Source organism: Flavobacterium sp. Arc3 (genome assembly GCF_041431375.1).
Classification (GTDB): domain Bacteria; phylum Bacteroidota; class Bacteroidia; order Flavobacteriales; family Flavobacteriaceae; genus Flavobacterium.
In genome coordinates this window covers 35,878-50,272 of record NZ_JASMRI010000011.1, presented here as the reverse complement: position 1 = coordinate 50,272, position 14,395 = coordinate 35,878, and the positions used below count along the sequence as shown (strand labels likewise).

General features: G+C 32.4%; 13 protein-coding genes. 9 read left to right on the top strand and 4 right to left on the bottom strand.

Annotated features, from left to right (window positions below; genetic code table 11):
* Positions 1-26 precede the first annotated feature (26 nt).
* Positions 27-470, top strand: a complete 444-nt coding sequence (locus tag QO200_RS09780; RefSeq protein ID WP_371539230.1) for a nucleoside deaminase — start codon at positions 27-29, stop codon at positions 468-470.
* Positions 471-522: 52 nt separating this feature from the next.
* Here QO200_RS09780 and QO200_RS09775 read toward each other — a convergent pair whose 3' ends face one another.
* From QO200_RS09775 to QO200_RS09765, 3 genes are all read right to left on the bottom strand, one after another.
* On the bottom strand, positions 523-1,563 hold the full coding sequence (locus tag QO200_RS09775) for a potassium channel family protein (RefSeq protein WP_371539228.1): 1,041 nt from the start codon (positions 1,561-1,563) through the stop codon (positions 523-525).
* 1,321 nt (positions 1,564-2,884) lie between these two features.
* Positions 2,885-4,429 carry an Rne/Rng family ribonuclease gene (locus tag QO200_RS09770; protein WP_371539225.1) on the bottom strand — a complete coding sequence of 515 codons (1,545 nt, stop codon included), beginning with the start codon at positions 4,427-4,429 and terminating at the stop codon, positions 2,885-2,887.
* A gap of 466 nt (positions 4,430-4,895) precedes the next feature.
* Complete coding sequence (locus QO200_RS09765) at positions 4,896-5,186, bottom strand: HU family DNA-binding protein (protein WP_016989051.1); 291 nt, start codon at positions 5,184-5,186, stop codon at positions 4,896-4,898.
* 134 nt (positions 5,187-5,320) lie between these two features.
* Between QO200_RS09765 and mutY the strand changes: the two genes are divergently transcribed.
* The 7 genes from mutY to gldD all read left to right on the top strand — a co-directional run bounded on the left by mutY (position 5,321) and on the right by gldD (position 12,717).
* Positions 5,321-6,364 (top strand): A/G-specific adenine glycosylase, encoded by a 1,044-nt coding sequence (mutY, locus tag QO200_RS09760; RefSeq protein ID WP_371539222.1) that lies wholly within the window; start codon positions 5,321-5,323, stop codon positions 6,362-6,364.
* Positions 6,365-6,559: 195 nt separating this feature from the next.
* Positions 6,560-6,703 (top strand): hypothetical protein, encoded by a 144-nt coding sequence (locus tag QO200_RS09755; RefSeq protein ID WP_371539219.1) that lies wholly within the window; start codon positions 6,560-6,562, stop codon positions 6,701-6,703.
* A gap of 116 nt (positions 6,704-6,819) precedes the next feature.
* Positions 6,820-7,602, top strand: coding sequence for a GLPGLI family protein (locus tag QO200_RS09750; RefSeq protein ID WP_371539216.1), 783 nt, complete (start codon positions 6,820-6,822; stop codon positions 7,600-7,602).
* A 108-nt stretch (positions 7,603-7,710) separates the two neighbouring features.
* Positions 7,711-10,269, top strand: coding sequence for a hypothetical protein (locus QO200_RS09745; RefSeq protein ID WP_371539214.1), 2,559 nt, complete (start codon positions 7,711-7,713; stop codon positions 10,267-10,269).
* Positions 10,270-10,371: 102 nt separating this feature from the next.
* Positions 10,372-10,812, top strand: coding sequence for a single-stranded DNA-binding protein (locus QO200_RS09740; RefSeq protein WP_371539211.1), 441 nt, complete (start codon positions 10,372-10,374; stop codon positions 10,810-10,812).
* A gap of 23 nt (positions 10,813-10,835) precedes the next feature.
* Positions 10,836-12,134, top strand: coding sequence for a gliding motility-associated protein GldE (locus QO200_RS09735; RefSeq protein WP_371539209.1), 1,299 nt, complete (start codon positions 10,836-10,838; stop codon positions 12,132-12,134).
* The gene (gene gldD / locus QO200_RS09730) at positions 12,127-12,717 is read left to right on the top strand and encodes a gliding motility lipoprotein GldD (protein ID WP_371539207.1); all 591 of its coding nucleotides are present in this window, start codon (positions 12,127-12,129) and stop codon (positions 12,715-12,717) included. The genes QO200_RS09735 and gldD overlap by 8 nt, the downstream gene beginning before the upstream one ends.
* A 285-nt stretch (positions 12,718-13,002) precedes the next feature.
* Here gldD and QO200_RS09725 read toward each other — a convergent pair whose 3' ends face one another.
* Entirely contained in the window at positions 13,003-13,383 is a 381-nt protein-coding gene (locus QO200_RS09725; RefSeq protein ID WP_371539205.1) for a heavy-metal-associated domain-containing protein, read from the bottom strand.
* A 110-nt stretch (positions 13,384-13,493) separates the two neighbouring features.
* Between QO200_RS09725 and QO200_RS09720 the strand changes: the two genes are divergently transcribed.
* Entirely contained in the window at positions 13,494-14,360 is an 867-nt protein-coding gene (locus QO200_RS09720; RefSeq protein ID WP_371539204.1) for a DMT family transporter, read from the top strand.
* Positions 14,361-14,395 lie beyond the last annotated feature (35 nt).

The window sequence follows — 14,395 nt, the reverse complement described above, 5'->3', positions numbered from 1 at the left end:
TAATATCAAAACAGTATTTTTGTTTTATGGAAAACATCTTCACTGACGAATATTTTATGAAAAAGGCTTTGAATGAAGCCGAAATGGCTTTTGAAAAAGGTGAAATCCCCGTGGGTGCTATTGTAGTAGTCAATGATACTATAATCGCGAGGAGTCATAATTTGACGGAATTACTTAATGATGTGACCGCTCATGCCGAAATGCAAACTATAACTGCTGCGGCTAATTATCTTGGAGGTAAGTATTTAACGGGCTGTACGCTTTATGTAACGCTCGAACCTTGCCAGATGTGTGCTGGTGCTTTATACTGGAGTCAAATTTCTAAGGTCGTTTTTGGAGCTCGTGATGAAAAAAGGGGTTTTGAGAAAATGGGAACCCAGCTGCATCCTAAAACGGTTGTAAAACGCGGCGTTATGGCAGAAGAAGCTTCAGACTTGATGAAGCGTTTTTTTGTTGCGAAAAGGAAATAATTTTTCATCGAACTTTGTTGGGTACATCCTGAATAAAATTCAGTCAAACGTTTCAATAGGGTTCGCTTGTGTTTATTTCATGATTGTAACTTCCGCAATTAAGGTCAGCCCACTCCCGTCCATCATCTTTAATGAGTGACAACAATAACCTGCGTCTGGTTTTTAGTTTTGCATATTCTAAATCTACTTTTTCACCAGATATAACTTTTATTCCCTTATTTTCAAGTGCCGTAAGAATTAGTACGGGAGGCGTCTTTTTGCCTGGAGTTATAAAAGTGGCTGGTAGCGTTACGAGATAGCTGGAAATAGCTTTCCGGAGTCTGATAAGTACATTGAATGAAGGTCCTTGTTCTGCTGGGATGTTATGTAACAGTACAGTCAGGACCTCGTCAAGGTTTGTGAGATTAAGAACGAAGGCTTCTTTCCTATCTGATGAATGGAAAAAATGTAACACGGAGTATGCTTTATGGTTTTGGGCATGTAAAATGATAGAATCGATAAGGCTTATAAAAGGTTGTTCCAGCTCCTTGAAATCTTTTCCATTCCAATAATTCAATAGGATTTCTTCTACCGAGCCGCCAAGAGTATTGATGTGAACACTTATTTTTCTTTTCATTATTTCGGCTGAAACGACTGGTATTAAGTAAGTTATGGAAATGGAAATCAGAATCAGTCCAGTAAATGAAAGTATGGCGGTAAGTATATCCCAAAAATTACCTTCTGGTTCTATGTCTCCCAATCCCAATGTTGATAGCGTATAGCCAGTATAAAATATCTTGTTTATTACTGTCGTAGGAGAGTTGGTCTCTACATTGATCAGCGAGTCGGGACAGCTTATGAACAACAGGCTGGCAGAAATCCATATAAGCAGCAACCAGTTAATAAGAATAGAAACTAAAATGATAGCGCCGCCTAGGTCTAGGATTTTTCGGCGCCCTGTTTTTTTAGTAAGTATCAACAGTATATTCCAGATGGACTTAGATAACCGTTTCGAAATAAAACCTGCCCCACGTCCAGACAAGGAGGTGTTTATTAAATCAGCAGCGGTAGCAAGTAGAAGAATGACTCCTACAAGAAATACAAAATAGTTCATGGCATTGATTTTAATCTGTTGAAACGAACCTGTTTTAGTATTAGCGGCGCTATAGGCAGTTGTGCTAAAGTTTTTCGTGCATCAGGCGGCTAATATAGTATATATATTGATATGTAAAATGATGATTATGTCAGGCTTTAAATTTTTAAAACTAGATTTTGTGATTGCTTAATTTCCTCGGTATAGAAAATTTTATACTTTGCCCTAGGATTGCTGTTTTCTCACCACCTGGCTAATTGCAATTTAATGGCTATGTAGTATTCTGCTATTCTTAAAAATGCGAATACGATAAAGGCAATAAGCAATTTTATTAAGAACTTTGCTTTTGATTGTTCAGGTTTAGCATTATTGATCAATAATTTTAAACTTTGAATAAGTCTTTCGTTAGCCATAAAATAATTAATATCAAAAACTGATATAATATAGCGGCTTTTAATGCTCGTATGTGTACGTTGAGATAGATATCCTATAGAATAATATTAACAAGTAGTGTCGATAAAAATAAACAACCGATAACCCTGGTTCTCTTTGTCAAAAGCAGAATTCTACCCGATATTTCATAATACCTAAAATCAAAGCATAGGTCTTGGAATATCCGTAAAAGGCCCACATCAATTGCATTCCAGTCATTCAAGAAACAGCTTTTCCAATTTGAACAACTTTTCCTGTTCCGTAAACAAACATTACAATGCAAGTTATGGCAATTTCAACTATTTCAATTTTGTCTTTTGTACTGAAATACATTTGCTTTATAGAATCTGATTTGGTGTGGCTTTTTTGAGGAGCGAGCGAGGTGTTGATTTTGGCACAAGCAAAGAATCTTCAAAATAATGAAGCTGTTTATTGTAAAGGCGGTAAAATAAAAAAAATAATAATCTACGTTAAAAGAATTAAAAAAAATATAATTACAAACTGTTTTTATAATTCTCTTAATTCACGCTATTCCATCCTGCTAAGAATTCTCCTAGGGCAAAACGAACAAAAAATAGAAGAATAAGAACTGAAATAATAATTCCAATTGTTTTCAAAGTTTTTTGATTATTCTTTTTCATAGTTTATAGTTAATGTTTTTTTGAAGGCAAATACAGCGTTTTGCACTGTGCTAATATATACTATTTTTTTATAAAGTTTACATTTACTGTTGTTGCAATCAGGGTTCTTATCTAAAATTATTTTAGCCCGGATGGCATTGTGATTTTTTATCTTATTTTTTTTGGAATGGAATATTGTAGCGCATAGCTGGATTAGCTCCTGAAATATATAATTCTTTACTTAAAAAAAGGCAAAAAAAAACTCCTCAATTTCATGAGGAGTTTCTGATTTATTCTTTTATAACATTTCCCGTTTTGTCGTAGAAATGATATTCTAAATACGTGTAAGCGTCACGAGGTATAATTTTCACCCACTTTTTATGCTCAAAAAACCATTTTGAACGTAATGATGGAAAACCTTTTGTAAGGTATGCTTCAACAAAGGGGTGTACGTTAAGTACAACGTCTTTGTTAGTTTTTAATATTCCTTCTAAATCAGAATTGATTCTGTCGATAATTAAGATTGGCGCTTCAATTTCACCATTCACATCGTTAGGATCTTCTTCTCTAGTTTTAATGTTTACTTCAGGTCTTACTCTTTGTCTTGTAATTTGGACTAATCCAAATTTACTAGGAGGCAAGATCTTGTGTTTTGCTTTATCATCGCTCATTTCTTCTCTCAAGAAGTCGAACAATGTTTTACGATTTTCTGGATTAGACAAGTCGATAAAATCAATTACGATAATACCACCCATATCACGTAGACGCAATTGTCTGGCGATTTCAGCAGCGGCAATCATATTGACTTCCATTGCAGTATCTTCCTGGTTAGATGCTTTATTAGAACGGTTTCCGCTGTTTACGTCAATGACGTGTAAGGCTTCAGTATGTTCGATAATAAGATAAGCACCTTTACTCATGGATACTGTTTTCCCGAATGAAGTCTTGATTTGTCTCTCTATGTTGTATTTCTCAAAAATGGGCGTGTCATTTGATTGATAAAACTTAACAATTGATTGTTTTGAAGGTGCAATTTCTTGCAAATAGTCCTTCGTTTGGTTGTACAACTCTTCATCATCAATTTGTATACTAGTAAAAGTATCATTAAAGACGTCTCTTAAGATAGAAGAAGCTCTGTTGAGTTCCCCTAAAATTTTTGACGGATGATGAGCGGTCGGTAATTTTTTACACATTGCATCCCATCTGCTAAGCAGGTTCTGCATGTCTTTTTCTAATTCGGCTGTATTTTTGCCTTCTGCTACTGTGCGAACAATAACACCAAATCCTTTTGGTTTGATGGATTGTACAAGTTTTTTTAGTCTGTCTTTTTCTTTCTTGTCTTCTATTTTTTGAGAAATAGATACACGGTCAGAAAACGGAACTAAAACAATAAATCTTCCGGCAAGAGAAAGCTCAGCGCTTATTCTTGGACCCTTGGTAGATATTGGTTCTTTTACAACTTGTACTAAGATCGATTGATTAGCATTAATTACATCAGTAATAATACCGTCTTTGTCTATCTCTTTGTCAAACTGAAAGTTTTTTAGGGAGAAATCTTTTATTTTACCTGCGCTTACAAGTTTTATGAATTTCAGTTGGGAAACTAAATTAGGACCTAAGTCATGATAGTGTAAAAAAGCATCTTTTTCGAAGCCTACATTTACAAAAGCAGCATTAAGACCAGCAACTGGTTTTCGTATTTTGGCAATAAAAATATCACCTACTTGAAAATTGCTTTTTTCTTCTTCCTTGTGTAATTCAATTAGTTTTCCATCTTTTAATAAGGCAAAATCTACAAAATCAGAACTAGATCGAATGATTAATTCTTTATTCACGTTGTAAATTTTTATCCAAACTTTTAATAAAGAGAAAAGAATATGGAATAAAGAATAGGGAGAAGCGAATAGAGACTTTAAAAACTAGAGTTAGAATTTATGTTTTCTTTTCTCTCTTTTCTAAAATCTTTTTTTTGTCTTCTATTTTCTAAAATCTATTTTCTAACCTCACACTTAAAGCTAGGATGGATTAAACAATAATTTTAACAGGTATTGAACCCGGGGAAAACTAGCTAGCAGTCCTCAGATTTAAGGAATCAGTATACTGAATGCTTACATCTGAGGACTGAGGACTAATTTTCGATTTCAATGAACTTTTAAAAAGGAAAAAGTAGTTAAAAACTACTTTTTCTTTTTGTGACGGTTAGCTCTCGCTCTTTTTTTACGTTTGTGAGTTGCTACCTTATGTCTCTTTCTTTTTTTACCACTTGGCATATCTTGTCGATTTTATGATTAATTAATATTTTTATTTTGCTTCGTTATTGATCTTTACTCCTTCAACAAAAACTTTTGCTGGTTTGAATGCAGGTATGTTATGTGCAGGAATTTTTATTGTTGTATTTTTGGAAATATTTCTTCCAGTTTTTTCAGCTCTAGTTTTCACGATAAAACTTCCGAAACCTCTTAAATAAACATTGTCTCCAGTTTCTAATGAATTTTTAACTTCATTCATAAAAGTCTCTACTGTTGCTTGCACATCACCTTTTTCAAGACCTAATTTTTCTGAAATTTTTGCTACGATATCTGCTTTCGTCATTTTCTTTCCTTATTTATTATATTGTAATCATTTTTTTGAGTGTGCAAATATATGAATTTAAAAAACAAATATTCAAGCTAATTCATTAAAATTTAATCACATAAACTTTTACTTTTGCTAACAAATATTTAATAATGAAATTTTCTAACTTGCTTATAAAGTGGTATTTACATAATAAGCGTGATTTGCCTTGGCGAAAAACCAGTGATCCGTACCGCATTTGGCTCTCTGAAATTATGTTACAGCAGACTCGTGTCGCTCAGGGGACGCCTTATTTTTTGTCTTTCGTAGAGGCTTTTCCTACCGTTTTTGACCTGGCTAAAACCGATGAAGAACAGGTCTTGAAACTGTGGCAAGGACTGGGGTATTATTCACGTGCCCGAAACCTGCATAAGACTGCTCAGTATATAGCTGCTGAACTCGATGGGGTTTTCCCAGACAATTATAGTGAGCTGTTAGGACTTAAGGGCGTGGGAGAATACACGGCCGCCGCCATCGCCTCTTTTTCGTACGGGGAACCCGTTGCCGTTGTCGACGGAAATGTGTTTCGCGTTTTGTCTCGTTATTTTGATATAGAAACGGACATTGCTTTGGCTTCCGCCAAAAAAGAATTTGCCGCCCTAGCTTTCGAATTAATGCCAAAAGACAATCCCGCGACTTTTAATCAAGCCATAATGGAGTTTGGGGCTTTACAGTGCGTTCCAAAAAGTCCTGACTGCAGTGTTTGTGTTTTTAACGAAAGTTGTTTGGCATTGCAAAAAAAGAAGGTTGACCAGTTGCCGGTGAAATCTAAGAAGGTGAAAGTTAGAAACCGTTTCTTTAATTACTTGGTTGTTGAGGACGATAATGAAAATACTGTGATTCAAAAGAGAACAGCAAAAGGGATTTGGCACAATTTATATGAGTTTCCGTTGATAGAGACTGATGGTGAGGAAAATTTCAATCAGATAAGCAATAGAATAGAAAATGCTTTTTTTGAAGCTACTAGTATAAGTAGCGTTTCTGAATATAACGAACAAAGTATTATGCATAAGTTGTCTCATCAACATTTGCATATCAAATTTTGGAAAGTTAATCTAATCGGAAGTGTTGAGAATGGAGTAGATAAAGGAACTTTAAAAATACTCCCTTTTCCAATTGTGATCCATAATTTTATTGAAAAGGAGTTGAAGACATAGTAATAACGGATGTTTCTTATTTATTTTGAGTATTCTTCTGATATGTAGAAAGTTAAATTTTCAATTTAATTTAAAATTTTTAAGAAAAAACTTGCTTAAATAGTTTTTTTTTATTGATTTGTTAGTGCAAATCAGGGGGAAGCAAAAACGTTAGTTTCTGATCTAGCGAAAAGTATTAGTACCAAAGAAGCTATTTTGTCTGAGGATGAGGAAGCTTTGGAAATTCTGGAAGAATTCTGCATTACTCGTAGAAACTATTGGTATCGTGATTCTTTTATAGGATTGGATGGAGAGGTATATGATAGATATGATGTTGAAACAACAATTACTTGTTACTAAGCATCAATAATAAAACCTACTGTTTTGTATAAAAACGGTAGGTTTTAAACAAATGAAAAATATAGATTGAATACAATGTTAAAATAAATTACTTAATAATAAATTTACTTATAAATATGAAAAACTTTTTTTTATTAGGTTTATTAATGTTTGCTTTTATTGCTAGGTCGCAAACGGTGACTGTGAATTATTCTGAGAAAAGAATTATAAGTAAAGAAAAGCTTGAGGCTATGCCTGAATTTGCCAGAAAACAAGCTTTGGAGTCACATAGCTATATTTTACAAAATAGTAATGGTGTTACACTATATAAAAATAGTTCAGGAGTTAAAAATATTGAAAGTGTTGAGAATAACAAATCAGATGATCAGTTAGGTGGAAATACTACGAATAAAAGTGAGACGTCATATAAGGTTTCTAATAAATTTATTGAAAAATGGTATTATAAAGACTTTAACAAGAATGAATTATTATTTAATATATACAGTGGTAGAGAATTTTATGGTAAGGATTACTTGTTAGATTGGAATTGGCAAATTACCAATGAAACTAAAGAAATTAATGGATTTAAGTGTAGAAAAGCTACTTCTGATGCTTTTGGTTATTTTTTTACAGCTTGGTTTACAGAAGATATTTCCATAAACGCTGGTCCTGAAAAGTTTGATGGTCTCCCGGGATTAATTTTGTATGTAGGGACGGCTTACTATGAGTATTTTGCAACGTCAGTAAAAATTGAAAAATCCCTGATTTCAATTGGAATTCCTCAGATGCCAAATGAAACGGTGACCATGGCTGAAGTGGATAGCTATGTAAAAGAAGGAATGAGTAAAATGAAATCGAGTTCAACTACTACCGTAAATGGTAATACAACGACCACAAGAACTACGACTATTATTAGATAGGCAACAATATTTATGCGGATCGTATTATTTTTTTTCATTTTTTCATTTCTCCAAATTAATAGTCAAACGAGTATAAAAGGGACAATAAGGGATTCATTACAAAATCCTGTGTCACTTGTCAATGTACGATTGTACAATAAACTGGATGATAAACTTATAGATTTTAAACAATCTAATAACTTGGGACAATTTGAATTAGTTTGTCCTGATACTGAACCTAAAAATTTTCTATTTAAGGCAAGCTTTTTGGGATATAAACCTTTTGTTTTTGAATTTAGTACAGATGTCAATAGTTCAGTTATAACAAAAAACATCATTTTAAAAAATGAAGTTATAGCAATGAAAGAAGTCATTATTAAAGCTGATTTTCGGGATGTTACTGAAAAGAACGATACGATTTTTTTTAATTTGAAAAGATTGCTAAACGGATCCGAACAGAAACTAAAAGATGTTCTGAAAAAACTCCCCGGAATTAGTATTGATGATAATGGTAAGATAAAGTACAATGGAAAAAAAATTGATGATTTCTTAATAGAAGGGGATGAATTCTATGGTAACCAGCATCAGTTAGCTACCGAAAATATAAAATCTGAAATGATTGAAAAGATAGAATTTTTCAAAAATTTTCAAAATTTATCTTCTATAGTAGGATTTAATAATACAGGCAGAACGGCCCTAAATGTTTCTATAAAAGAGCAATACAAAAACACGATTAAAGGAGATGTTGAAGCCGAATATGGCTATAAAAAACGCTATAGGCAACACAATAACATATATAATTTTGCTAGTAAAGTTAAAGTTAATTTTATTTCAGATATTAATAATACCAACAATCTGGTTTTTACTGTCAATGATTATTTAGAATTAAAAAAAGGAGTTCAAAGTGAAATAGTAAACGAAACGGCTTCTAATTCAATGACTGTAGAAGATAATTTACCTTCGTTTTTGTTTTCTACGGATAATGTAAATAAAAAAGATATTCAATTTTATTCAGTTAATTTCAGCGACAAAATTTCAAAAACAAGTAAAATCCAAGGGTTTTCAATGTTGAATTATGTCAGACAGAGTGAGTTTCTAAAGTCGAAACAAACTTTTTTTGCTGGAAATGATATAGTTATAGATAAAAATTCGAATATTGAAGGAGCGTTATTGTTTAATACAAATAAAATTCAGTTTGAATCAAAGCCTAATGTAAGAAATTATTATAATTACATCTTGACTGTAAATTATAATAAGGACAATCAAGGTAGTCTTATTGATAATCAATCAACCATAAATCGAACTAACTTTGATGAAAACAAAAGAAGCTCCAGTACTAATATTGGTCAGTTTTTCACGCACAAAATAAAATTAAACAGCAACTATCTACTTGAATATAATTTATTTAATGATTTTACAAGCTATCAAAATAATATTAATTTAGAATCAAATGATTCTTTTTTGAACTTAAACTTCAATAAGGATTTTACGGTTTTCCAAAAAACGGATGGCTATGCAAATTCTCTTGGGATTAATTCAAAACTCACAATTAAAAGTGAACTAGGGACTTTTACTCTAAATGCAGGTTCGTGTAACAACAATGAATCGTTAAACATATTTGTAAATGAAACTAATCCGGAATTTAATTCAGAATTAAATTTATTAAACACCAAGAACTATATAGGAACAAGTTTTAGCCAAAAAAAGGTCTATAAATTTAATTATTCTTTGGGTTTTAGGTTTGTTCAAGCACAGTTTCAATATAATTTTAAAAAAGAAAACAACCTGACTTTTCTGCCCTTTGCTAATTTTTCTTATGAGATTTCTAAGAAAGCGAATGTTAGTTTGAATTACAAAAGGGACTTTTCAAATGTTTCAATAGCTAAAGTTATGCCCGGCTTGTTTATTGAAGATTATAGAACTATTGTAAAAAACGGCAACATTTTTTATGATGCGATGCTGCCCAAAAATACAATAAGTTTAAACGGTTCTTATTCGAATTTGCAAACTAATTTCATTTCTTTTTTTGGTCTGGTTTACACTAATAAATTAAAAGAAATAGGATTTAATTCCGTAAACACCAATAACCTTTCGCTTAGACAATATGATTTTATAGGTTTAGATGATTCTTCGTATTTATTTTTTACCCTTGAAAAAAAAATGAAGAGTATTCCGTGGTCAGCAAAACTTGAAACACTGCAATCTTACTCTAGTCGGGAATCCTTCATTAACAATTTGAGTAATACCTTTAAAACTGTTCAAAGTAAAGCAGAAATTAGTTTCTTGTCTTACTTCAAATCGAATGACTTCAATATAAATTTTGGTGTGGAGTATCTTGTAAATAATTCAATCAATAATTCTAATAGTGTAAAAAACAATTTAGGTAAAACAACAGCTTTTATAAAACTAAATGGTTTAGTATTTAAGGAGAAATTAAATTGGGAATTAGACTCTAAATACATTTCTTTCTCTTCTAATACTACACTGCAAAAATACATTTTAGAAATAAATCCTAGTTTCCAATATAAATTTAAAAATTGGAATTTTACACTAAGAGGTGTCAATGTTCTAAATATGAGGGATAATAATATTAGGTTAAAAGTTGAAAATCAAAGTTCTTATTTTGAGCAAACCCAGTTTAGTTCTTTGGCAGGCTTTATAAATCTGGGTGCCTCTTTTTCCTTTTAATCTAATTCGAAATACTCCCATTGTGATTCATAATTTTATCGAAAAGGAATAAAGAGAACATTTAAAAAAATGTATCTTTGATAGAAATACCATAAAAACAAAATGAACGGAACGTTAAATAAAGTGATGCTGATTGGGCATCTAGGCGATGAAATAAAAATGCATTATTTTGATGGGGGAAATTGTATCGGTAGATTTCAACTGGCAACAAATGAAGTCTATATTAATAAGACAACGAACGAAAAAATCACTTCTACGGAGTGGCATAATTTAGTGGTGCGAAATAAAGCAGCCGAAATTTGTGAAAAACATTTGTCAAAAGGAGACAAAATTTATATAGAGGGACGTATTAAATCACGCCAATGGCTGACAGAGGACGGGACGACAAAACACACCACTGAAATTCAAGTTACGGAGTTTACTTTTTTGTCAACCAAGAAATCTGCTGAAAACAACAAACAAATTGACGGCCCGGAATCCGTAAAAAACACTAACTTTGACCCACAAAATAATGGCTTGCCTATCAATGATTTGCCATTTTGATTGTTTAACTAATCTTTTTTAATTTGGACCCAGAGCCCAGTTTAAATTTCGCATATACATTAGATACAGATCTAGTGTTTGGTTTTGCCGGAATATTTGTATTGCTTCTTTGCTCTGCATTAGTTTCTGGTGCTGAAGTAGCCTTGTTTTCTTTGTCTCAAACAGACATTGACGAGACAATGCAAGGGAATGATTCTAAAGGAAGAATTCTTGCGGATCTTATAGACAGGCCCAAAAAACTTTTGGCGACACTTCTTGTGGCTAATAATTTTATCAATATCGGAGTGGTAATTTTATTCTCGTTTATTGGGAGAAACTTATTTTCTGCGATTAGTTCTCCAGCTTTAAAATTCACCGTCGAAGTTATTGTAGTCACCTTTTTACTTTTGTTGTTTGGAGAAGTATTACCTAAAGTATATGCTAGCCGAAATAATATCAAGTTTGCAAAAATGATAGCGTACCCAATTTCGATATTAGATAAATTGCTTTCGCCTATTAGTGTTCCTATGCGTGAAACGACCATTTATTTGCACAATAAATTAGGAAAGCAAAAAACAAATTTTTCAGTTGATCAGTTGTCTCAAGCTTTAGAGCTTACTTCTTCGGATGAAACTTCTTTAGAGGAGCAGAAGATATTGATGGGGATTGTAACTTTTGGTAATACAGATACGAAGCAGGTTATGAGTCCGAGGATTGATATTTTTGCTTTAGAAATAACAGAACCATTTTCTGAGATCTATTCTAAAATTATCGAAAAAGGATATTCGCGAATTCCTGTTTATAGAGACAATATTGATCAGATAGAAGGTGTTTTGTTTGTTAAGGATTTATTGCGTCATCTCGATGAGAAAGATTTTGAGTGGAACACCTTAATAAGAGAACCCTTTTTTATTCCTGAGAATAAGAAACTGGATAATTTGCTAAAAGATTTTCAGAGAATGAAAAGTCATCTTGCTATTGTGGTGGATGAATACGGGGGGACCTCTGGTTTGGTTTCTCTAGAAGATGTAATTGAGGAAATTGTTGGAGACATCAGTGATGAGTTTGATGATGACAATGTCAATTTTACTAAAATTGATGAAAAAAACTATCTTTTTGAGGGTAAAATAAACCTGAAAGACTTCTATAGAATTATAGATGTTAACGAGGACGTTTTTGAGATAAAAAAAGGGGAAGCCGAAACCTTGGCTGGATTTATTCTTGAAATATCAGGAAATTTCCCAATGAAAGGGCAAAAAATCTCTTACGAAAATTGCCTGTTCACAATTGAGACAGTAGATAAGAAACGTATAAAACAGATAAAAGTAACGGTTGATGTTTAATTTGCAGCGGGATAACAAAAAATATTTTTCTAGTATAGTACTTGCACTAGTGTTTATGGGATTGTTCCTGTTTTCTGGTTGTAAAGAGGATGTTTTTCCAAAACCTGCCAGTTATTTGCGCTTAGATTATCCGGTTGCAAATTATGCTCATTTTGAAAATGAATGTCCGTTTACTTTCGAAATGAATTCAGAAGCGGTTATAAAAGGAGAAAAGGATTGTGGATTCACAATTACGTATCCAAAAATGAAAGCGACCATATATTTGACTTACAAACCCGTAAATAACAATATCAATGTCTTGTTGCGGGACGCTCAAAAGTTAACCTACGAACACGTTATAAAAGCCGATGATATCCTAGAACAGCCTTATTTAAACCCTTCAAAAAAGGTATATGGTATGTTTTATCAGGTAGACGGGAATGCGGCAACTAATTCGCAATTCTATGCAACTGACAGTACCAAGCATTTTGTTACTGGTTCGGTTTATTTTTATGCTAAACCTAATTTTGATTCTATTATGCCGGCGGCCAGTTATATCAAAAATGACATGCAACGCTTGATGGAGACTTTAAAATGGAAGTAAGTTTTAATTACAGCTATATGAAAAAAAAGACAATATTTTTTTTGATTTTAAGCGTATTATTAATCTACCTTTATTTTAGTGACTTCTTTTTTACAGTAAATATTGGAGACGCCTATTATTTGATTAATTATTTCTTTGTAGTAGCTTCAATTCTTTTTTTTACTATTATGTTCTTTCTTTTGAAAATGGCAATCAAAAAGACGAGGTCCTAATAAAATCAAATTCATATTGTATAGAAAAAAAGCATCCACATGGATGCTTTTTTTATACAATAAAGAGGTGTACTTACGACTTCATATTTGAAACGGTGTAGGTTTTTCCATCTCCAGTTGCTTGAACTACTTTAGTTAAGCTTTCAGGAGTTTGTACTGTTTTATCAAAAGTTACCGTTGCTAATTTTGTATCAAAATCTACCGTAGCTGTTTGTACTCCGTCAAGCTCGGTTAGTTCTTCTTGAATTGTTTTAGCACAACCTACTGCGCATACCATTCCTTCTACAGAGAAGTTTGCAGTTTGTACGTTTTCGGCAGCGATTTCTTTTTTTACTTTTGGAGCTTCCGTTTCTGTTTTTGCAGTTTCTTTTGGCGCTTCTTCAGTGTTTTTTTTGCAGCTAACAAACAAAAGTCCCGCTAATGCTATAACAGCAATTGATTTTTTAATGTTCATTATGATTTGATGTTAAGGGTTTTAACTATTTTTTTAACCGAAAACAAAATTACTTAAAAAAGTAGAGCTAATTCATAAAAATAATACAATTTTGGGGTAAAATTAGAATCATGGAATCGAAACAGTTAAAATGGGGTTATTTATTAGTGCTTTCTTTAGTCTGGGGAAGTTCATTTATTTTAATAAAAAAAGGATTAATTGGCTTGACCGCAATTCAAGTGGGCTCGCTTCGAATAATTTTTGCTGCTGTTTTCTTATTATTGATTGGTTTTAAGAGTTTATCGAAAATCCCGAAAGAAAAATGGAAATATATTGCCTTAACGTCTGTTTTTGGGACTTTTGTGCCTGCATTTCTTTTTGCTATTGCCGAAACAGAATTAGATAGTGCAGTTACGGCAATACTTAATTCTTTAACACCTTTAAGTACATTGATATTAGGAGCGGTAGTATTTGGTATAAGTTTCCAAAAAAGACAAGTTTGGGGTGTTCTTATTGGTTTGGTTGGTAGTTTGCTTCTGGTTTTTAATGGTGCTATGAATCATCCCAATCAAAATTATTATTATGCGATTTTAGTAGTAATTGCGTCTATTTGCTATGCTATAAATGTCAATTTAATTAAACGCTTCCTTTCTGATTTGACACCGCTAAGTATTACAACAGGGAATTTCTTGATTTTGATATTTCCAGCTTTGGCTATTTTGTATGCTACAGGCTTCTATGATGTAATGGCAGTGGAAAAAGTGCAGCACTCGGTACTGTTTATTATGATTTTGGGAGTAGTAGGTACTGGAATTGCAAATATATTATTCTTTAAACTAATTCAGATTTCTTCGCCAGTTTTTGCAACTTCGGTAACGTATCTAATTCCGGTCGTGGCTTTTTTCTGGGGGTTGTTAGATAATGAAATGCTAACGTCAGTTCAGTTTTTAGGAGCTTTTATAATATTAATAGGAGTGTATTTATCTGCTAAAAAGTAATATTCTTAAACTAGATATTTATAAAATAATAAAGG

Coding starts and splice junctions, on each gene's coding strand:
- QO200_RS09720 (WP_371539204.1), top strand. CDS start 13,494: ATGGAATCGAAACAGTTAAAATGGGGTTATTTATTAGTGCTTTCTTTA.
- mutY (WP_371539222.1), top strand. CDS start 5,321: ATGAAATTTTCTAACTTGCTTATAAAGTGGTATTTACATAATAAGCGT.
- QO200_RS09740 (WP_371539211.1), top strand. CDS start 10,372: ATGAACGGAACGTTAAATAAAGTGATGCTGATTGGGCATCTAGGCGAT.
- QO200_RS09765 (WP_016989051.1), bottom strand. CDS start 5,186: ATGACGAAAGCAGATATCGTAGCAAAAATTTCAGAAAAATTAGGTCTT.
- QO200_RS09725 (WP_371539205.1), bottom strand. CDS start 13,383: ATGAACATTAAAAAATCAATTGCTGTTATAGCATTAGCGGGACTTTTG.
- QO200_RS09780 (WP_371539230.1), top strand. CDS start 27: ATGGAAAACATCTTCACTGACGAATATTTTATGAAAAAGGCTTTGAAT.
- gldD (WP_371539207.1), top strand. CDS start 12,127: ATGTTTAATTTGCAGCGGGATAACAAAAAATATTTTTCTAGTATAGTA.
- QO200_RS09750 (WP_371539216.1), top strand. CDS start 6,820: ATGAAAAACTTTTTTTTATTAGGTTTATTAATGTTTGCTTTTATTGCT.
- QO200_RS09775 (WP_371539228.1), bottom strand. CDS start 1,563: ATGAACTATTTTGTATTTCTTGTAGGAGTCATTCTTCTACTTGCTACC.